Genomic DNA, 18,399 nt, shown 5'->3' on the forward strand with positions numbered 1-18,399 from the left:
CCGGGGCTCGCAACGGATGGACGATATCCAGTTGTGACCGGAGTGCGCCGTGGCAGTTGCGACGACAACTGAAGCAGGCGACTAAAGGTCCCCCTCACAAAGGATGCTCATCACGCGACGCCTTGAGCAATGGCAGCAGCGCCTGGTTTTCCATCGGCCGGCTGAGGTAGAAACCCTGCACCTCATGGCACTCGTCCGAGATAAGGAAGTCCAGTTGTTCCAGGGTCTCGACGCCCTCTGCGGTCACCGTCAGCCCCATGGCCTTGCCCAGGTTGATGATCGCCTGCACCACCGCACGGTCGTTACCGGTGCCGCTCATGGACGAGATGAAGCGCTTGTCGATCTTGATCCCGTCGAACGGATATGTGCGCAGATAACCCAGCGATGAATAACCAGTGCCGAAGTCGTCCATGTTCAGTCGCACACCCAGCTCCTTCAGCGAGTTCATGGTCGCAAGCGCGCCATCGACATCGTTGAGCATCACATTTTCGGTGATCTCCAGCTCCAGTCGACTGGCCGGCAAACGACTCTGGATCAACGCCTCCCTGACATCCTCCACCACGTCACTGCGAACAAACTGCACGGGCGACAGGTTGACCGAAACCATCAGCTCACCCGGCCAGGTCAGTGCCGTCTCGCACGCCTCACGTAAAACCCAGCGCCCCAAGGGCACGATCAGATCGGTCTGTTCGGCCAATGGAATAAACGAGTCGGGCCCCAGCAACCCCTGCACAGGATGCTGCCAGCGCAGCAACGCTTCGACCGAGACGATCTGCTTGCCATCGACGTGATAACGAGGCTGATAGTGCATCACGAACTCATTGTTCTTGATCGCCTGACGCAGGTCGTTTTCGAGTTTGCGGCGATGCTGGATCTGGTCGTTCATGTGCGGCGCAAAGTAGCACCAGGTTTTCTTGCCGTCAGATTTGGCCTGATACAGCGCGATGTCGGCACATCGAATCAACTCCTCCGGCATGTGCCCCTGACGCCGGCTCAAGGCGATACCGATGCTCGCACCGATGTGCAGCGCGTGATGGTCATAGTGGATCGGCTGGTGCAGGCTTTGGAGGATACGTTCGCATATGCGGTCGATTTCCGTGTGGATGTCCATTCCATTGAGTACCAGCACAAACTCGTCGCCGCCCAGTCGGGCGACCAGGTCAATGTCCCGCGTGCACTCACGCAAACGGGTAGCCACCTCCAGCAACACCGCATCGCCCGCCGGGTGGCCGAGGGAATCATTGATCGGCTTGAAGTTGTCCAGGTCGATCATCAACAACGTCAGCGGCGCCGAATGCTCCTTCAGCACCAAAGCGTCTTCGAGGTAGCGCGCCAGCTTGTTGCGATTGGGCAGGCCAGTCAGCGCGTCGTGCAACGACAGATGCTGGATCTGCGCATGGGCGGCGACTTCATCGGTGATGTCACTGGCCGTGCCGCGGTAACCCACCACCACGCCTTTACTGAGGATCGGTCGCGCCGATACCCGACTGATCCGTTGCTGCCCCGACTGTTCGCGATAGGAGCAACGCAGGTGGCTGACGCTGTGCTCTTCGTCGAGCTTGTTCAGCCACAGCGACAAGGGCGTAGTGTCGCAATACAACAACTGCTCGATGCCCTGCCCCAGCCATTGTTGATCGGAAAACCCGGTGACGGCGCCAAAACGCCCCGACAGATACGTGATGCGATGCTGGTCATCGATTTCCCATATCCAGTCAGACGCGGCCTCGGCCACTGCACGAAAACGTTCTTCACTGGCCTCCAGCGCCTGGTTCGACAAATCGAGTTTGATGTAACTGGCATCCACGTGCCCGGATGTGCGCAACACATAACGAAAGAAGTAAGCCGTCAACAACGCGAGAATCAACAGCGCGCCGCCCAGTGGCGGCAGCAGTGACCAAAGCAGCTGATGGCCTGGCTGCTCGAGCTGCGAGACCAAACTATAACCGGTGCCCGTGAGTCCGACCGCAGGCTGACCGGGAGCAAGGGTGTTGTCAGGTGCGAGGCTCAAGTCATGCAAACCATAGTCGGCACTCAAGGCGCTGAGCTTCTGCGAACTCAATTGATCGACGAACACCAGCACCGACGTGCTTTGGGGATCGACCGCCGGCCTTTCGTCATTGGGCACGATCGCCGCCGCCGTCAATAGCGCGGGCTGCCCCTCGAAGAGCGTGAACCGGCTGATGGGGGCAAGCAGGCTTTCCTGGCCCTGCACCTCCTCGATCAGTGCTGCCATCGCTATCGACAGCCAGGCCGCCGCGTCGCCTTGGACCTGAAGGCCGCGCACCACGGCGTATTTGGTTCGCTGAGGGGCGACCACAAAAACGCCGTCGTAATGATCCAGGGTGAACAGGGTTTTGCCCATGTTCTGCTCAACGTAAGCCCACTGCGCGTCAACTTCGCCATTCAAATGATCGTAGGCCGTGGTCCAGTTTGCATAACTGGCAACGTAGTTTTTCGAGGCTGAGATGCGGTTTTCCAGCGCGCGCTGGGTGTAGAACGTGGTCTTGGCCAAGTCCTGGGCATTGAGCCGGCCGGCAATGTTGAACAACGCAACCAGAGCAATCAGCACCCCCAATACAAATACCAGCCCGACAGACCAGACCAGGTTCCGTGTGATCGGTGTATGGCGCGCTGGTGCGGCGGCGGTCGTGGCGGTCAATTCCATGCATGGGATCCTGTCAATCGATTGCCTGCGTCCATTGACCATAGCAGCCAGGGTCCAACATCGCGCCACGACTATTGCCAATCGGCAGCCGCTAGGATGTGATGGCGCGCGTCACCCTCCCCGCCCCCCCTTCAAGTCTAAACAGACAAGTGAGCCTGCTCCGAACCCGAGAGGCAACGCACCATCGACCATTCGTCATCCCGCCAACACCCATCGCCCGGGCAGTCACACCATCAGAGGTAACGACTCATCTTGGGAGACGTGCACTGATGAACATCAACTTCACCACCCTGTTGTTGACCAGTTTGCTGGCAGCAACAGGCACCACTTACGCAGCCTCCGGCGATCACACCGACGCGACCGAGACCGGTTCCTGGTATCGCGGCGGCTCAATCATGACCCCCAACAACTATCCGGACCAACCCTCTGGTCGATATACCCCTGAACGGGGCACAGGCGGAGACGGATCGTCCAGAGAGGGCAATGGTGGAAATGCCGGTGCCAGCGGCTCGGGTGCAGGCGGCGGCACGGGAGCTGCTGGTGGGGGAACCGGCGGTGCGGGAGGCGGGACTGGCAGCTGGACACGTAGAAGCAGCCAATGAGGTGAAATCGTCGGCAGCTTTCTATTGAGTGCACTTAACGTAACAGCCCTGAACGCCGAGGGTATCGGCGCTCATCGACCCGCCGTGACCACTGGAGCATGGATAGCGACCGGCTCGGCTTTTTTACCAATCTGCGACAACGGCGTCACGGTGTAGCCCGCCTGAATCCTGTTCACCGTCGCATAGTCAACCATCCCGCCGACGTCGGTGCGACCGACGACCCAGACAAAGGGCGTGGACGCCGGCAAATGATTCAGCCCGGCCGGCACCGTTCCTGTCCATCCCGGTGGCGTCACCAGAAACTCACCGGCCTGTGTGCCCGTCGCATACCCACCCGGCGAGACGAGAACATCGCTCCACATGTCGAGCATCGGCAACACGTATAAACGCCCGGCGGTGTCCGGCGCGGTAATCACGAGCGGCTCCTGGGTCAAATCGAGCCAGGCAATGGAATACAACGTGTCGACGTTCGACTGCACCACCTCTTTGAAATCTTCGGATGGGTACTGCGGCACAGTCACAAAGGCGTTGGCTTCTTGCGGCGTGACTTTCGATTGAGCCTGGCTGACCTGCGGCCAAACAATGGAAACTGCGAGGGTTAAAGCAACGGCTGTCAATGCTCGAGTTATCAACATTTTGGCGATCGTCCGTGCTGTGGGGAGCCCCGCCGGGTTCGGCAGGGCTACCGGAACTCTAGACGATGAAAACAGACGGATCTGACAGGTAGACAGACGGACAAGCGACTGTTGCAGGGCTGAAACAACCCGCAAAGTGTCTCAACGGTCTGAGCGCATCAACGCCTCCACACCGCCCTCAAGCGACAACACGGCCGAACGGTTTCGACCCGAATGCTTGGCCTGATAAAGCGCCGCATCCGCTCGTTCGATGAACAGTTCGATGCTGTCACGCCCGGTCGGCACGAACGCGTAACAGCCAAGACTGACCGTCACATATCCCGTGGGTGAACCGTTGTGGGTGATGTTCTTGTCCATGACGCTGCGGCGGATCTGTTCGGCAATCACCAACGCACCGTGAATGTCGGTGTCAGGCAGCAGCACCGCAAACTCCTCGCCGCCATAACGCACCGCCAGGTCTGCTTTGCGGTGGCAGCAACCCTTGACCGCACGCGCCACTTCCGCCAGGCAGTGGTCCCCTGCGACGTGGCCGTAAGCATCGTTGTAGCGTTTGAAGTAATCGATATCGAGCATGATCAGGCTCAGCGAACTCGACTGCCGGGCGCCTCGGCCAAACTCGATGTCCAGCGCCTGCTCGAACAGTCGGCGATTGGCCAGGCCCGTCAGGCTGTCATGAGTCGCGATCAGCTTCAGTGCTTCCTTGGCCTTGCGCAAATCGGCCTCGACCCGTACGCCGACGCGCACCTGGCGAACGAACACCCAACCGAACAGACCGACACCCAGCACCACCAAGGCAACGATGACGCAGGATTGAAATGCGGTGTCGTACCAATCCTTGAGAATCGAATCCCTGGACGATGCCGCCGAGACCACCAGCGGATAGGCGTCGAGTTGACGGTAGCCATACAAACGTACAACGCCATCGATCACCGAGCTGATCATCGCGTTGCCGGCGGGCGCGTTGGGCAAGAGTTTATGAAAGATTTCGCCCTTGGCCAGGGATGTGCCGATCTGTGATTCCACAAACGGCCTTCGCGCCAGCAACGTGCCGTCGGTCAGCGCCAAAAACATCGAGCCGTTGTCATCGATGCTGAAGCTTTTGAAGAACTGATCGAAATAGGCCATTTTGATTCCGGCCAACACCACGCCCTGGAAGTTGCCGTTCTTGTCGTTCACCCGCTTGGAGAGCGGAATGATCCACTCCCCATTTTCCCGACTGCGAAGTGCCGGCCCGATGTGCGCGAGGGTGGATGCGTTCTGCTGGTGGAACGTGAAGTACTCTCGATCCGACACGCCCGGACCGCGGGTCAAATCATCGAACGACGTCACGACCCACTGCCCTTGCTTGTCGAACAGAAATATCCCGTGCAATTGGTCGAGCGCCTGCGCCCGCCGGGCAAAGGTTTTCTGCAACCGTGGCTTTTGTGCCGCGCCGTAGCCATCGACCTGAATCCAGTCCACCAGACTGGTCAACACCAGGTCGGCTTTCATGAAGGTGTCTTCGGCCTGCTGTGCCATGGCGCGAGCCAGGTTCGAAGACGCGACTTGCGCTACGTCCAGCGCGTGGCGCCGCGATTGCTCCAGTTGCAGATAAAGCAGACCACAGAGACAAAGGCACACCGTCGCGATAAACAGCACCGCTGCCTTGAGCAGAGATAACCGTTTCAAAGCGCCGCCAGGAGTTTGCTGCGGGTCTTGCGTGAGGATAGGCAAAAGCTCGTCCTGTAAGGGCAAGGCATGGGCAAAGGCCCAAAGCCCTTAATTTTTGTGAGCTTAGTCTACCCGCTAGTGTGGGGCAATTGTCCTTTGGCCAGCCGCCGCATCGCACTGTGCAAATGCGCCCGAGCACTTTCGGCATCGCCCAGGCGCATTTGCTCGTAAGCCCGCCGGGCAATGTCGTGGGGCACCGGCTTGAGTTCGCGCTGGGTCGCCATGGCCATCAGTTGCACTTGCGCGGCACGCTCCAGGTAGTACAAATCATCCCAGGCTTCGGCGATGGTCGGCCCCGCGACAATCACCCCGTGGTTCTTGAGGAACAAGATGTCGGCGTTGCCCATGACACCGGCGATCCGGTCGCCTTCGGATTCATCGAGGGCCAGGCCGTTGTAGTTTTCGTCCACCGCCGTGCGGCCGTAAAATTTCAGCGCCGTCTGGCCCAACCACAGCAGCGGCGGACCTTGCAGCAAGCACAACGCCGTGGCGTGAGGCATGTGAGTGTGGAACGCCACTTTCACCCTCGGCAGCTGTTTGTGCAGTCGGGCATGGATGTAAAACGCGGTCGCCTCGGGCTGTCCTTCGCCGTCCACGACATTGCCGTGGAAGTCGCACACCAGCAGATTCTGCGCCGTCACCTCGGCGAATGCGTACCCGTAGGGATTCACAAAAAACAGATCATCCCGGCCCGGCACCATCGCCGAAAAATGGTTACAGATGCCCTCCTCCAGGCCATGCAGCGCGGCCAGTTGAAAACACGCAGCCAACTCGGTGCGGGCGGTAATGACGGCATGTGAATCGAGGTTGAGATCGGCATAACGCGCGGAACGCGAACCGCCTGCAAGGGTGTGTGCCATGACGAGGTCTCCGTGTTTTGTTACCAGCCGAGGGAAGTGAATAAAGGCACGACCTGATCCAGCGTGCTCAATATCTCATCGGGTCGGTAATCCGGCAGCAATTGCCGACCGGTGCCACGGTCAATCCATACACAACGAAAGTGCATGTCTCGGGCGGCGGTGTGATCCAGTGTCGGGCTGGCGCAGATGTGCACTACTTGATCTCGACTGACACCGAGCTGCTCATGAGCGTAGTCAAACAGGCGCGGATTCGGCTTGTACGCCCCGGCCTGTTGCGCAGTGATGACTCTATCGATATGCCCCCCGAGTTGCGCGACGTTGCCGGCGATGATGTCGTCGTCGGTGTTGGAGACGATGCACAGTTTGAAACCCATTGCCTTGAGTTTCGCGAGGGTCTCGATCACCTCAGGGAACGGCGGCATCCGCGGAATCGCGCCGGCCAACCGCTGACTGTCTTCGGGCCGACTCGTCAGCCCCAACTCCTCCAGGGCGAGCTGCAACCCGAGCGTGCTCAGTTGGCGAAACGAGCGATGCGGTGGAGTCTGCTCCAGCCGATGTTCATGCCGGTCGTAGACCTCGATGAGGCGATCGGCTTCAACGCTGTGGTCGCCCTTGTCGTGCAGGATGTCGGCGACCACGGCCTTGAGGCCTTCATCCCACTGGATCAACGTGCCGTAACAATCGAAGGTTAGCCATTCGGGACGCGGGGTATTTTCGAGTGTCATGTTTGTATCCTCTGAAGGGTGATCTTCAGATTACGAGCCGCTAGTGATAGTGTGAAATTAAATTAATGTCGATTAGTCAGTAGAAAATCAAATATCAAGGAGATCGCCATGCTTGATCTTGAATTGCTCAAGACCTTCGTCTGCGTGGTCGATGAAGGCAGCTTCACCCGCGCTGCCGAACGCGTGCACCGAACCCAATCCACGGTGAGCCAACAGGTTCGCAAGCTGGAAGTTTTGGTCGGTCATTCTCTGCTCCTGCGTGACCGAACTGGCCAGAACGTCACCGTCACCGAGCATGGCGAACTGCTGATTCACTATGCCCGACGCTTGTTGGCCCTGTCCTCTGAAGCCGTTGAAGCCTTGGCCAGCGACCTGGATCTGGAGATCCTGCGCATCGGCGTACCGGAGGACTTTGATGCGCGGCGTATGGCGCTGATCCTTGCCGGTTTCAATCGCGCCCGCCCGCACGCCCGGCTGGAAACCGTCAGCGGCATGAGCACGGATCTGAAGCAGAAACTCGCATCGGGTGAGATCGACATCGCCTTGGTCAAACGCGAACCGGACAGCGGACCGTGCTGGGCGGCGTGGCCGGAAGTGCTGGTGTGGGTCAAAGGCGCGGGGGTGGACTCGGCCAACGGCGTGTTGCCATTGGCGTTGTTTCCGCAAGGGTGCATTTATCGGCAGCGGGCAATCCGCTTGCTGGACGTGGCACAGCGCCCCTGGCGCGTGGCGTTTGGCAGCCATAGCTTGACCGGTATCCAGGCGGCAGTCGCTTCGGGGCTGGGGGTGTCCGTGCTGCCGGCTTCGGCGGTGTTGCCGGAGCACAGCGTGTGCACCGATTTGCCGGAGTTGTCACCGACGGAGCTGGCGTTGATCAGCCGCGAGGGCGCGTTGACCGGGTTGCAGCGGGATTTGGTGGAGTTTTTGCGGGAGGAGTTGGCGGTCTTGGGCAATTGAGTGTGAATAGAAATGATTTGTCACGCTTGTGTCGCTGACATGACGCAGGGCAAAGCGCGGATAGCAGTGAAGGAGCTACGATTACTCTTACATCACGACAGGGAATCGAAATGAGTAAGGCAGACGAACTCGCGGCGAAGTTGAAACAGACCCGGTCTACCAGCGCAGATCAGATGATCGACAGTTGGCCCGGCCAAGTCTACGAGTTGTATGAGCAGATCGAGGCGTGGCTGAAGCCGCTGACTGAGGTAGGCCTGATTCTGCGACGCAATCCGACACATGTCTTCGAGTGCGATTCAGAGGGTGCGACTTTCGATTACGCGATCGACCAGCTTCTGATCGAAGGCAATGAGCACGGCATCACCTTCGACCCTGTTGCGCGCTTCACTGAAGATGGCGCTGGGCGTGTCGAGATTCACTCGACGGGCAAAGAACTCGCGCTGTTGCGCACAGTGGACGCGGATGGCGAGACACATTGGTGGTTGCAGGTGATTGAGCAGGCCGGACAGCAACTGGATGCGGTTGCGTTGACGGAGAACAATTTACTTTCGGTGGTGCAGGAAGGTCTGCAGCTTTAACACCCAGACGAACAACGAAGACAGATCACCCACACCGGAAAGGGGACGGACTTACTATCAAGTCCAATCCCCTACTGCCGCGCCGGTCCCGCCGCCACCACCGACCCCACCGCCGAATGCAAATCCAGCACTGGCATCGGCGACGGCCGATTCAGCGCCCGCAACACCGGCGCATCGTAGCCATACACATCAGGCTTGAACGCCACTCGCCCGTCGCTGCCCAAATCCACGGTCCAGTACGCCAGCAACACCGGCACTTTCACCGGAAGCCGAATGTTCTCGGTCTTGCCGCTGGCCAACTGCTTTTGAATACCTTCGCTGTTCCACCGGATCGGGTCGTTGAACAACAATTCCACAAGCTGCAGCGGATTCTCTACCCGAATGCAGCCCGAGCTGGTCGCGCGGATGGTTTTGGCAAACAACTCGCGGTGCGGTGTGTCGTGGAGGTAAATCGCATAGTCGTTGGGAAAGCGGATCACCACCCGGCCCAGCGAACTGTCAGGCCCAGCGTCCTGGCGCAACGTGAGGCCGCGTGGATTGGTCCAGTCCACACTCGATGGATCGAGCACATTGCCTTCGCGATCAAGCACTCGAATGCGATTGGCGGCGAGGTAGCCGGGGTTGCTCTGGATCTTCGGCAACACGTCCTCCTTGAGGATCGTCGGCGGCACTGTCCAGGTCGGGTTAAACGTGATGTAGGTAATCTGCGCCTGGAAGACTGGCGTATTGCGCGCCGCTTTACCGACCTGCACCCGGGATCGCCAGATCGGCACGCCATCGCGGTACATCGCCACCTTGTAGCCGGCGATATCGACGATGACGAATGTGCCCTGGAGTTTGTAGAGCAGCCAACGTGCACGCTCCATGTTCACACGGACCTGGTCGATGCGTGCATCAACGGGCACGTTCAGCGCTGCCAGTGTTGTCGCCCCTGCCATGCCGTCCGCACTCAGGTATTGCTCGTTCTGATACTTTTTCACCGCGGCGGTGACGGCGCCGTCGTACTGGGTGCCGTGGATCAATCGCGGATCGAGAAAACCGGCCGCGACCATCCTCGCGCGCAATTGCGCGACCGCCGGTTCGTCCATGCCGGGTTTGAGCGAATGGTCGACAATCACTTTCGGCCAGCCGCCCCGGTCCCGAATGCCGCGCAATTGCGCCAGGGCCTGACGCAAACCGACGTACACCGCTTCTTGCGGCGGTGCCTGGGCAAAAGCCTTGGCCACGTCGTGATTGTCGAGTGCGGCGAAGAAAGCATTGAAGTCGTCACGTGGATCGACGCCATTCGAATCAAAATTCCAGTGAATGTCGAGCCGCGAAGGGTCGACCTTGCCCCGCCGCAACTGCAGCAGCGCGGTGATAAACGTATGCGTGGTCGCCAAATCGAAAGCCGCCCGCTGCTCGGGCGTCACCGGTGTCGTATGCATCGTGGTTTGCGACCGGACCAATTCATCGATATGAAAGTCCGCCGGGGTCAAGCCGTCGGCCTCAGTCGCGTTCAGGCTGGCGATCAATTGCGCGACATCGCTGTCATTGGTCCACGCCGCGCGATAGGCACGATGGGTATAAAAATCCATGACCAGCCGGCTGACATCCACGCGACGATTGCGTGGTGCGGTCAGCAGCGGCGGAAAAGCGGTTTTCAGCGGTTCAAGCGTGGCCTGAATCGCTTGACCGACGTTATCATCCGCTCCAGCCTCGATAATGGAGGTAGGCGCATTTAGCGGCTCAATCGACGACGTTTGCCCAAGTGCTGTGCCGCTTATCAGAAAGCCCATAAAAAATACGCGGCTTATGACGAATAACCTTGTTAAAAGCACCATGAATAATCCTTAATCCCCCGCATTCAACGCCCGGCTGGCAACGCACTGCTAGACTCGAACTTAACATGATGAGACATCTGTATGGCGCCACTACGTTTTGGCTATCTATTCTCGGCCCTGCTACTGACTGCAATGTCCGTACCGTCAGCCTACGCCGATTCGCTCGCGGCCGCCCTCATCAAAGCGGCCCCGAAAGCTAACGCCAACGTCATCAACCTCGCCGTTCGCGCCTCGCAATGCAGCATCGCTCAAGGCAAAGCGCCTGTCCAAAGACTTGCGGTTATTGATTATTCGCTGCCTTCGACCGAGCAACGTCTATGGGTGTTCGATTTAAAGAAGCGCAAGTTGCTGTTTCATGAACTGGTCGCCCATGGACGCAATAGCGGCGAAAACATGGCCGTCAACTTCTCCAACCAGAATGAAAGCTTCGCCACCAGCCTCGGGTTGTATCGCACCCAGCAGAGCTATGTCGGACAGAACGGTTACTCGCTACGCATGGAAGGCCTGGAGCCGGGTTTCAATGACAACGCGTTTGACCGTGCCATCGTGATTCATGGCGCGCCTTATGTGAGTCCGGTCCTGGCCCGTGCGAATGGACGTATTGGCAGAAGCCTCGGCTGCCCGGCGGTCAGACCCGCGGTTGCTCGTCGGCTGATTGATTCGATGAAGGGAGGCCAACTGTTGTTTTCCTACTATCCGGATCAGCGTTGGCTGAAGTCTTCTTCGTATATCAATTGTGGCAGCGGCACGGTGGCTGATACATCCGCGCCAAAAAAACACCTTTAAGAACAGGCGCCCGTCCAGTGGCGCCTCCCTCCTGCTTCACCGCGCCTACATCGGTGAAACTGTCAAAACTGTAATCTCAGCCTCAGCCTTCTGAAAGGCACCGCTCGTTAGCCTCATCGTCAAGCTAGCTCCAAGCTGACGGACAGGGAACACAACGGCATGCATTCGAACACTACAAGACGCACCTTCGTGAAAGGGCTGGCCGCAGGCGGACTGCTGGGTGGCCTCGGCTTATGGCGCACGCCGGTCTGGGCAATCACCAGCCCTGGCGAACCTCAGGTGTTGACGGGCATCGACTTCGATCTGTCGATCGGCGAAACCCCGGTCAACATCACCGGCAACCCGCGCACCGCCATGGCCATCAACGGCGGCATTCCCGGCCCGCTGCTGCGCTGGCGCGAAGGCGACACGGTGACGTTGCGGGTGAGGAACAAGCTCAAAGTCGACACGTCCATTCACTGGCACGGCATCTTGCTGCCGGCCAACATGGACGGCGTACCGGGCCTGAGTTTTCACGGCATCGAACCGGGCGGCCTGTACGTCTACCAATTCACAGTCCGGCAGAACGGCACCTACTGGTATCACAGCCATTCGGGCTTTCAGGAACAGTCCGGCGTTTACGGCCCGCTGGTCATCGATGCCAAGGAGCCAGAGCCATTCCAGTACGACCGCGATTACGTGGTGATGCTGACCGACTGGACCGACGAAACCGCCGTCGGCCTGATGAAGACGCTGAAAAAGCAGTCGGATTACTACAACTACAACAAGCGCACCGTGGGTGATTTCATCCATGACGTCAGCGAAAAAGGTTGGGGAGCCACCGTCGCGGATCGAACGATGTGGGCCGAGATGAAGATGAACCCCACGGACATCGCCGACGTCAGCGGCGCCACTTACACCTACCTGATGAACGGCCAGGCGCCGGACATGAACTGGACCGGTGTATTCCGCCCCGGCGAGAAGCTGCGGCTGCGGTTTATCAATGGCTCCGCCATGAGCTACTTCGACGTGCGCATCCCCGGGTTGAAAATGACGGTAGTCGCAGCCGACGGTTTGCACATCAAACCGGTGAGCGTCGACGAGTTTCGCATCGCAGTGGCAGAGACGTTTGACGTGATTGTCGAGCCGACCGAAGCGGCTTACACGCTGTTCGCGCAATCGATGGATCGCACGGGTTTTGCACGGGGTACGCTGGCAACGAAGCCAGGTTTGTTGGCGCCGATCCCGGCCCTGGACCCTCGACCGTTAGTGACCATGGATGACATGGGCATGGGCGGCATGGACCACAGCAGCATGGGCGATATGGCAGGCATGGATCACAGCAGCATGGCCGGCATGCAGTCTCATCCAGAGACGGAAAAGGACAACCCGCTGGTGGACATGCAAGCCATGTCCACCTCGCCCAAGCTCGACGATCCCGGACTGGGCCTGCGCAACAACGGACGCCGAGTCCTGACCTATTCCGACCTGCGCAGCACCTTCGAAGACCCGGACGGCCGCGAACCCGGCCGCACCATTGAGCTGCACCTCACCGGCCACATGGAGAAATTCGCCTGGTCGTTCAACGGCGTGAAATTCGCGGACGCCGAGCCGCTGCGCCTCAAGTACGGCGAGCGCGTCCGGATTGTGCTGGTCAACGACACGATGATGACCCACCCCATTCACCTGCACGGCATGTGGAGCGACCTCGAAGACGAGAATGGCGAGTTCATGGTGCGCAAACACACCATCGACATGCCGCCCGGCTCCCGGCGCAGCTATCGGGTCACCGCCGATGCGCTCGGCCGCTGGGCCTATCACTGCCATCTCCTGTACCACATGGAAATGGGCATGTTCCGTGAAGTTCGCGTGGAAGAATGAGGCGCATCCCATGACCCGATTGACTCCAATATCTTTAGCACTCGTGACCGCGGGCCTGACGCTCTCTTCGGCAATGGCCGCCACTGATGACATGCAGGGTATGGACCATAGCCAGATGACCGGCATGGACCACAGCCAGATGCAAAGCATGGATGACGGCCAGATGCAGAGCATGGATGACGGCCAGATGCAGCCCGCCGCGCCGACTGAAAGCCGCACGCCGATCCCGACGCTGACCGACGCCGACCGCGCCGCCGTATATGCCAGCCCGACCGGCCACGGCGTGCATGACACCGCACTCAACTATTATTTCCTTGCCGACAAACTCGAATGGCAGGACGCGGACAACGGCAGCGTCCTGGCCTGGGATCTGTCAGGCTGGATCGGCGGTGACATCGACCGTCTGTGGCTGCGCTCCGAAGGCGAACGCACCAACGGCAAGACCGAAGACGCCGAAATCCAGGCCCTGTGGGGCCATGCGATCTCCCCATGGTGGGACGTGGTGAGTGGCGTGCGCCAGGATTTCAAACCCGGTGCCCCACAAACCTGGGCCGCCTTCGGTGTGCAAGGCATGGCGCTTTACAACTTTGAAACCGAAGCCACGGCCTTCATCGGTGAGGGCGGCCAAACCGCTGCACGACTGGAAGGCGACTACGACATCCTGTTGACCAATCGGCTGATTCTGCAGCCGACCGCCGAACTCAACTTCTACGGCAAAAACGATCCACAACGGGGTATCGGCTCCGGCTTATCCAACACCGAGGCCGGCCTGCGGCTGCGCTACGAAATCCGCCGGGAGTTCGCGCCCTATATTGGCGTGACCTGGAACCGCACTTACGGCAAAACCGCCGATTACGCCAACGATGAAGGTGAGGATCGCAGTGAAGCGCGCCTGGTCCTCGGCGTTCGGCTGTGGTTTTAAACGCTTCAACTCAAAAAAACCAAAAACCAACCGTTGAAAACGGTAAGAGGCCTCGCATGCGCATGATCAAAACCACCGTTGTTGCCCTGGGACTGCTGCTGAGCACATTCGCTCAAGCCCACCCGAAATTACTGTCCTCCACCCCCGCTGAAGGTGCAGTCGGCGCAGCACCCGCCAAAATCGAACTGCACTTTTCCGAAAATCTCATGACCCAGTTTTCCGGCGCGAAACTGGTCATGACCGAAATGCCCGGCATGGCCCACGCCCCCATGCCGATGAAAGCCAAAGTCTCCGGCGGCGGCGACCCGAAAACCATGGTTATCACCCCGCTTTCGCCACTGCCCATCGGCACCTACAAAGTCGAATGGCGCGCGGTGTCTTCGGACACTCACCCGATTACCGGCAATGTTACGTTCAAAGTGAAGTGATGAATGAGCGACTCGATCGGCATTGCCCTGCGGTTTGGCTTGTATGTGGATTTGATGCTGCTGTTGGGCTTGCCGCTGTTTGGGTTGTACAGCCTTAAAGGGCGGGAACGCGTGTCGGGCGCGGTGTTGCCGTTTCGGTTGATGCTGGCGGGGACGGCGGCGCTTGGGTTGCTGTTGTCTATTGCGAGCATGGTAGTGATGGCGAGCGCCATGAGCGGTGAAACGGCCTTTGCCGAGTTACGTCCACACCTCGAGATGATGGTGTTGGAAACGGACATGGGCCTGGCCTGGGTCGTGCGTATCGTCGCACTGGTTGTTGGTGGATTGGCGGTGATGCTCAATCATCGTGCACCTGGCGTTGGCTTGCTGGTTGCGACGATTGCTGGCGGTATCGCCCTCGCCTCTCTCGCCTGGAACGGACATGGCGCGATGGATGAAGGCATCCGCCGTGTCTGGCATTTCACCACCGACATCCTGCACTTGCTGGCCGCAGGAGTGTGGCTGGGAGCGCTAGTGGCGCTTGCGTTGATGGCGAAAGCCAATGTTCTGCAAACCGAAGAGCGCATCCGGCTGCTGGCCCGCGCAGTGACAAGGTTTGAAGTGGTGGGCGCGTTGATTGTGGTCGTCATCACCGTCACGGGTGTTGTGAACTACCTCTTCATCGTTGGGCTGGAGCTTGATGACTTATTTCTAAGCACCTACGGGATTTTGCTGTTTATCAAAGTCACCTTGTTTGCAGGGATGCTGGTGCTCGCCGCGTTGAACCGGTTTCACCTTGGACCGTTTTTGCAGAGGTCGTTGCGCAACGGGCAGTATTGGGTAGCGGCGAATGCACTGCGGCGCAGTGTGGTGATGGAGTTGGCTGCGGCCGTTCTGATTGTTGGGCTGGTGGCCTGGCTGGGGACGTTGAGTCCAGAGATGGAAATGGCCGCGGAGTAACGTAAAGGGCGCCACTTGATATAGATCAACGTCAGCCCCCTACACAGGGCTACGCTCAAAATAACCCTCAGATCGGATACCAGACATGCACGGGCTCCGCACCCATCTACCGCTGCTGATCCGCCAAGTGCTCGCACTGTGGCTGTTAGCCTTTGCGGTAGCGGCGAGCCAGGGTTGTCTTAGCCTGCCGCCCCATGATCTGAACGCCGCCCATGAAATCACCAGCAGCACTGGCCATGACAATAGTCATGAGCAGCATGCCAGCGGCTGCCTGCAATACTGCGAACACAGCGCCACAGCACTGCCCCCCGCACAGACATTGCCCACCTTCGAACACGCCCTTTGGGCCGTCCTGTTTCTGCTGCCTACGCTGATTCTGAGTGTCCGCTCCCAGACTCCGTTCGCGTTTCTCACCTTACACCGACCGGCGCCACCCCGGCCGCCAGCGCGCCTGCGCTTCGTTCGCTTCAACGATTAAAACCACTCTCCGAGCGTCCGGAGTTCCGGCCGCCCCTCCTTTGGCTTCGCCTCTTTAGCGCGGCTCAATAGTTCCTGTACGTCCCTGACTCACTGGAGATTGCCATGCATACGCACTTCAAAGCACTCGTCGCCGCACTGCTCATCAGTAGCCCACTGGTTGCCATGGCCGTCGAGGAGCATCAACCCGACACACCGCCAACCACACCGGCCACCGCCACCGCCGCCACCACCACGCAAAACAAGGCCATGAGCGAACAGATGGAAAAAATGCAGGCGGCCCACGAAAAAATGATCGCCGCCAAAACCCCGGCCGAACGCCAGGCCGCCATGCAAGAAGGCATGGCCACGATGAAGGACAGCATGGGCATGATGCACAACCATTGCCAAGGCATGGGCATGGGAATGGGTATGGGTATGGGCAAAGGCATGTCCGGCGACAAGAACCACGCAGAACAGATGATGGACATGATGATGAAAATGATGGAACAGCAGTCGAGCATGATGAAGATGCCGATGGCGCAGTAACCGCCTGAAAGAAGCACTTGACCTTGCCATCGTGGCAAGGTCAACCATCGAACCCTGTCATCACACCACCGCCACTCATGGCGAAAGAGGTTTACGCAATGAACGGTACAGAATTGCAAGTCGAAGGCATGAGCTGCGGCAGTTGCGTCAAACACGTCAACGCGGCGTTGCTGCCACTGGCCGGGGTTGGTGAAGTGACTGTCGACCTGGCGTCTGGCCGGGTCAAAGTGACCGGGGACATCGACAGCGATGTCCTGTTATCGGCACTGAATGAGGCAGGGTATCCAGCAAGCGTGTTGAAGGGTGAACGCCCCCAAAGCGTCGAGAAAAAGTCGGGGTGCGGCGGCTCCAGTTGCTGTTGTCACTGAGTCCGAACGGCCAGGATGACATCGAGGCCAGACCGCATTTTGCAAACACAACAATGGGCGCTCCCACAATGAGCGCCCTTTTTCGTCGTGGATAGCAGACGGGAAACTGTTTCACTACACTCCACTTTTTCTAACCCACCCGGATAAAAGCCCGCCAAAAATGAAAACCATAAAATGCACAATGATGCTCGGTGGCCTGCTCGCTCTATCCTTCGGCGCTCAGGCACAGGACGGCCCTTCGCATCTGGACAGCATCATCCAGCAAAACCAACTGCGCGTGTGTACGACGGGCGACTACAAACCCTATACCTCCAAAGCCGAGAACGGCGAGTACTCGGGGATCGACATCGCCATGGCCCGCACATTGGCCGACAGCCTCGGCGTCAAGGTTGAGTGGGTGCAGACCACGTGGAAAACGCTGATGCCCGACATGCTGGCCGGCAAGTGCGACATCGGCGTCGGTGGCATCTCGGTCACCCTGGAACGCCAGAAAAAAGCCTTCTTCAGCACCACACTGGATGTCGATGGCAAAATCCCGTTAGTGCGCTGCGAAGATCAGGCCCTCTACCAGACCGTCGAACAAATCAACCAGCCTTCGGTTCGCTTGGTTGAACCGGCCGGTGGCACCAACGAAGCGTTTGTCCACGCGTTTCTGCCCAAGGCGCAATTGAGCCTTCACGACAACGTGACGATCTTTCAGGAGCTGCTGGATAAAAGGGCTGACGTGATGATTACCGATGCGTCGGAAGCGTTGTATCAGCAGAAACTTAAACCCGGGTTGTGCGCGGTTAACCCGAGCCAGTTCATGCAGTACGGCGAGAAGGCTTACTTGCTGCCCCGCGATGACATGACCTGGAAGTTATACGTCGACCAATGGCTGCACCTGGCCAAGGTGACCGGTAACTATCAGAAAGTCCTGAGCGAGTGGATAGCAACGCCCGCCCCCAAATAACCGCCACACGTCGTCCCACGCAAGCGCTGGCGAAGCCGCGTCCAGCTGAGAAACAGTCCCTCATTCAGCACTCGCGGTACATCAGGTAACAACGCGCCCCGACGGAAACATCTTCCGTCGGGGGCATTACGCCTTAGTCGTCGCGGAGCAACCCTGAGCTGTACTCGCTGAAATTGCTACCGATAGCGCTTCCGCCAAGGTTCAACTTGTTGGCGCCATGGCCATCGAACGATTGGCAGCCATCTGAAAAACAGGTGCTGGTGCTGACGCCTGAGCAGGCGCTTAACAGCAAGGCACTGGTGATCATCATGACTTTGAAGAGATTTGAGATCATTTTTCAGGTTCCTGGGGGGGCTGGAAGCGTGGCAGTTCGACTACGCCTCATCCTAGGACGCCAATTCGTCAGACATTATGAAACTTGGCTGGGCGACAGGATTGGTTCAGCCAAGGCGGTTTCCTGAGGCAAAAAAGGCGCTCTGTTCTGCTGCAACGCCACCCCAGTAAGACTCGTCTCCACCTCAAAAGCCCATTCCTGATAAACTCCCCCACCTCCCAGCCCCATCGATTCCAGACCCCCAATGCCC

At 59.0% G+C, this 18,399-nt stretch carries 19 protein-coding genes; 12 read left to right on the forward strand and 7 right to left on the reverse strand.

What is annotated here, in order from left to right:
* Window positions 1–94: 94 nt before the first annotated feature.
* A complete protein-coding gene (locus tag FHL16_RS30860; RefSeq protein ID WP_077750250.1) occupies window positions 95–2,665 on the reverse strand; it encodes a bifunctional diguanylate cyclase/phosphodiesterase in 2,571 nt (856 codons plus the stop codon).
* A 269-nt stretch (window positions 2,666–2,934) separates the two neighbouring features.
* Here FHL16_RS30860 and FHL16_RS30865 point away from each other — a divergent pair, with 269 nt between their 5' ends.
* Entirely contained in the window at window positions 2,935–3,267 is a 333-nt protein-coding gene (locus FHL16_RS30865; protein WP_238706207.1) for a hypothetical protein, read from the forward strand.
* A 71-nt stretch (window positions 3,268–3,338) separates the two neighbouring features.
* Here the strand turns inward: FHL16_RS30865 and FHL16_RS30870 are convergent, their stop codons facing one another.
* From FHL16_RS30870 to FHL16_RS30885, 4 genes are all read right to left on the reverse strand, one after another.
* Complete coding sequence (locus FHL16_RS30870; protein WP_077750251.1) at window positions 3,339–3,902, reverse strand: DUF1254 domain-containing protein; 564 nt, start codon at window positions 3,900–3,902, stop codon at window positions 3,339–3,341.
* A gap of 141 nt (window positions 3,903–4,043) precedes the next feature.
* A complete protein-coding gene (locus FHL16_RS30875; protein ID WP_077750252.1) occupies window positions 4,044–5,615 on the reverse strand; it encodes a sensor domain-containing diguanylate cyclase in 1,572 nt (523 codons plus the stop codon).
* A 65-nt stretch (window positions 5,616–5,680) separates the two neighbouring features.
* Complete coding sequence (locus tag FHL16_RS30880) at window positions 5,681–6,472, reverse strand: aldolase (RefSeq protein WP_077750253.1); 792 nt, start codon at window positions 6,470–6,472, stop codon at window positions 5,681–5,683.
* A gap of 20 nt (window positions 6,473–6,492) precedes the next feature.
* A complete protein-coding gene (locus FHL16_RS30885) occupies window positions 6,493–7,197 on the reverse strand; it encodes a haloacid dehalogenase type II (protein WP_077750254.1) in 705 nt (234 codons plus the stop codon).
* Between the two features lie 108 nt (window positions 7,198–7,305).
* On the opposite strand from FHL16_RS30885, the gene FHL16_RS30890 reads away from it, so the two are divergent.
* Together FHL16_RS30890 and FHL16_RS30895 are read left to right on the forward strand one after the other, a co-directional pair.
* Entirely contained in the window at window positions 7,306–8,154 is an 849-nt protein-coding gene (locus FHL16_RS30890) for a LysR substrate-binding domain-containing protein (protein ID WP_077750255.1), read from the forward strand.
* Between the two features lie 110 nt (window positions 8,155–8,264).
* Entirely contained in the window at window positions 8,265–8,732 is a 468-nt protein-coding gene (locus FHL16_RS30895) for a hypothetical protein (RefSeq protein WP_077750256.1), read from the forward strand.
* Window positions 8,733–8,803: 71 nt separating this feature from the next.
* On the opposite strand, the gene FHL16_RS30900 is transcribed toward FHL16_RS30895, so the two are convergent.
* Complete coding sequence (locus FHL16_RS30900; RefSeq protein WP_077750257.1) at window positions 8,804–10,555, reverse strand: L,D-transpeptidase family protein; 1,752 nt, start codon at window positions 10,553–10,555, stop codon at window positions 8,804–8,806.
* Window positions 10,556–10,636: 81 nt separating this feature from the next.
* Here FHL16_RS30900 and FHL16_RS30905 point away from each other — a divergent pair, with 81 nt between their 5' ends.
* The 9 genes from FHL16_RS30905 to FHL16_RS30945 all read left to right on the forward strand — a co-directional run bounded on the left by FHL16_RS30905 (window position 10,637) and on the right by FHL16_RS30945 (window position 17,815).
* Window positions 10,637–11,341 carry a murein L,D-transpeptidase catalytic domain family protein gene (locus FHL16_RS30905; RefSeq protein ID WP_010456104.1) on the forward strand — a complete coding sequence of 235 codons (705 nt, stop codon included), beginning with the start codon at window positions 10,637–10,639 and terminating at the stop codon, window positions 11,339–11,341.
* 159 nt (window positions 11,342–11,500) lie between these two features.
* On the forward strand, window positions 11,501–13,201 hold the full coding sequence (locus FHL16_RS30910) for a copper resistance system multicopper oxidase (RefSeq protein WP_077750258.1): 1,701 nt from the start codon (window positions 11,501–11,503) through the stop codon (window positions 13,199–13,201).
* A 10-nt stretch (window positions 13,202–13,211) separates the two neighbouring features.
* Window positions 13,212–14,123 carry a copper resistance protein B gene (locus tag FHL16_RS30915; protein WP_077750259.1) on the forward strand — a complete coding sequence of 304 codons (912 nt, stop codon included), beginning with the start codon at window positions 13,212–13,214 and terminating at the stop codon, window positions 14,121–14,123.
* A gap of 56 nt (window positions 14,124–14,179) precedes the next feature.
* Complete coding sequence (gene copC / locus FHL16_RS30920; protein ID WP_010456110.1) at window positions 14,180–14,551, forward strand: copper homeostasis periplasmic binding protein CopC; 372 nt, start codon at window positions 14,180–14,182, stop codon at window positions 14,549–14,551.
* Between the two features lie 3 nt (window positions 14,552–14,554).
* A complete protein-coding gene (gene copD / locus FHL16_RS30925; protein WP_010456112.1) occupies window positions 14,555–15,490 on the forward strand; it encodes a copper homeostasis membrane protein CopD in 936 nt (311 codons plus the stop codon).
* A gap of 85 nt (window positions 15,491–15,575) precedes the next feature.
* On the forward strand, window positions 15,576–15,968 hold the full coding sequence (locus FHL16_RS30930; protein ID WP_077750260.1) for a hypothetical protein: 393 nt from the start codon (window positions 15,576–15,578) through the stop codon (window positions 15,966–15,968).
* 104 nt (window positions 15,969–16,072) lie between these two features.
* The gene (locus FHL16_RS30935; RefSeq protein ID WP_077750261.1) at window positions 16,073–16,495 is read left to right on the forward strand and encodes a hypothetical protein; all 423 of its coding nucleotides are present in this window, start codon (window positions 16,073–16,075) and stop codon (window positions 16,493–16,495) included.
* 98 nt (window positions 16,496–16,593) lie between these two features.
* Complete coding sequence (locus tag FHL16_RS30940; protein WP_010456118.1) at window positions 16,594–16,863, forward strand: heavy-metal-associated domain-containing protein; 270 nt, start codon at window positions 16,594–16,596, stop codon at window positions 16,861–16,863.
* 160 nt (window positions 16,864–17,023) lie between these two features.
* Window positions 17,024–17,815 (forward strand): transporter substrate-binding domain-containing protein, encoded by a 792-nt coding sequence (locus FHL16_RS30945; protein ID WP_042932713.1) that lies wholly within the window; start codon window positions 17,024–17,026, stop codon window positions 17,813–17,815.
* A gap of 133 nt (window positions 17,816–17,948) precedes the next feature.
* On the opposite strand, the gene FHL16_RS30950 is transcribed toward FHL16_RS30945, so the two are convergent.
* Complete coding sequence (locus tag FHL16_RS30950) at window positions 17,949–18,149, reverse strand: hypothetical protein (RefSeq protein WP_077750262.1); 201 nt, start codon at window positions 18,147–18,149, stop codon at window positions 17,949–17,951.
* Window positions 18,150–18,399: the final 250 nt, after the last annotated feature.

The sequence above is a fragment of the Pseudomonas sp. FSL W5-0299 genome (assembly GCF_005930655.1).
Lineage (GTDB): Bacteria > Pseudomonadota > Gammaproteobacteria > Pseudomonadales > Pseudomonadaceae > Aquipseudomonas > Aquipseudomonas mandelii.

Bases quoted from the DNA above. Each gene is read 5' to 3' on its own strand.
- FHL16_RS30860 (WP_077750250.1), bottom strand. From the start codon at position 2,665: ATGGAATTGACCGCCACGACCGCCGCCGCACCAGCGCGCCATACACCG.
- FHL16_RS30865 (WP_238706207.1), top strand. From the start codon at position 2,935: ATGAACATCAACTTCACCACCCTGTTGTTGACCAGTTTGCTGGCAGCA.
- FHL16_RS30870 (WP_077750251.1), bottom strand. From the start codon at position 3,902: ATGTTGATAACTCGAGCATTGACAGCCGTTGCTTTAACCCTCGCAGTT.
- FHL16_RS30880 (WP_077750253.1), bottom strand. From the start codon at position 6,472: ATGGCACACACCCTTGCAGGCGGTTCGCGTTCCGCGCGTTATGCCGAT.
- FHL16_RS30885 (WP_077750254.1), bottom strand. From the start codon at position 7,197: ATGACACTCGAAAATACCCCGCGTCCCGAATGGCTAACCTTCGATTGT.
- FHL16_RS30890 (WP_077750255.1), top strand. From the start codon at position 7,306: ATGCTTGATCTTGAATTGCTCAAGACCTTCGTCTGCGTGGTCGATGAA.
- FHL16_RS30895 (WP_077750256.1), top strand. From the start codon at position 8,265: ATGAGTAAGGCAGACGAACTCGCGGCGAAGTTGAAACAGACCCGGTCT.
- FHL16_RS30900 (WP_077750257.1), bottom strand. From the start codon at position 10,555: ATGGTGCTTTTAACAAGGTTATTCGTCATAAGCCGCGTATTTTTTATG.
- FHL16_RS30905 (WP_010456104.1), top strand. From the start codon at position 10,637: ATGGCGCCACTACGTTTTGGCTATCTATTCTCGGCCCTGCTACTGACT.
- FHL16_RS30910 (WP_077750258.1), top strand. From the start codon at position 11,501: ATGCATTCGAACACTACAAGACGCACCTTCGTGAAAGGGCTGGCCGCA.
- FHL16_RS30915 (WP_077750259.1), top strand. From the start codon at position 13,212: ATGACCCGATTGACTCCAATATCTTTAGCACTCGTGACCGCGGGCCTG.
- copC (WP_010456110.1), top strand. From the start codon at position 14,180: ATGCGCATGATCAAAACCACCGTTGTTGCCCTGGGACTGCTGCTGAGC.
- copD (WP_010456112.1), top strand. From the start codon at position 14,555: ATGAGCGACTCGATCGGCATTGCCCTGCGGTTTGGCTTGTATGTGGAT.
- FHL16_RS30930 (WP_077750260.1), top strand. From the start codon at position 15,576: ATGCACGGGCTCCGCACCCATCTACCGCTGCTGATCCGCCAAGTGCTC.
- FHL16_RS30935 (WP_077750261.1), top strand. From the start codon at position 16,073: ATGCATACGCACTTCAAAGCACTCGTCGCCGCACTGCTCATCAGTAGC.
- FHL16_RS30940 (WP_010456118.1), top strand. From the start codon at position 16,594: ATGAACGGTACAGAATTGCAAGTCGAAGGCATGAGCTGCGGCAGTTGC.
- FHL16_RS30945 (WP_042932713.1), top strand. From the start codon at position 17,024: ATGAAAACCATAAAATGCACAATGATGCTCGGTGGCCTGCTCGCTCTA.
- FHL16_RS30950 (WP_077750262.1), bottom strand. From the start codon at position 18,149: ATGATCTCAAATCTCTTCAAAGTCATGATGATCACCAGTGCCTTGCTG.